Raw genomic sequence first — 407 nt, 5'->3', positions numbered from 1 at the left:
CCTGCGTCACCTCCAGACTCGCGATCTGCGCCGTCCTGACATCGGCGATAAACGTGACGTTCCGGCTCGCGGTACTGCTGTTGATACTGGCGGTGACCGCACTGGTGCCCGCCGTCTGGCTGGTGACACTGATTTCCACCGTCCCGTCCTGCCCTGTGATGACAGTCGGAGCGACCGTTGCGCCGTTGCCTGCCGTCACGCTGACCGTCTGCCCGGCAAGCGTATTACCGAACGCATCGGTCACCCTCGCCCGCAGCGTGTTCGCCGTCGAACCATCTGCCACGGCGTAATCCTGCGTCACTTCCAGCACCGCGATCTGCGCCGTCCTGACATCGGCGATAAACGTGACGTTCCGGCTCTGGCTGCTGCTGTTAATGCTGGCAGTGACCGCACTGATTCCGGCGGTC

1 protein-coding gene is annotated in these 407 nt (G+C 63.6%); it reads right to left on the bottom strand.

Annotated features, from left to right (window positions below; all coding sequences use genetic code 11):
- Positions 1-407: Ig-like domain-containing protein (locus tag HEN33_RS25535; RefSeq protein WP_183083545.1), on the bottom strand; the 407-nt coding region annotated here is incomplete at both ends.

The organism is Escherichia sp. 94.0001 (assembly GCF_013369155.2).
GTDB classification, from domain to species: Bacteria; Pseudomonadota; Gammaproteobacteria; order Enterobacterales; family Enterobacteriaceae; genus Escherichia; species Escherichia coli_F.
Note: the sequence above shows the minus strand (reverse complement) of the source record. Positions and strands in the feature narration are given on the sequence as shown.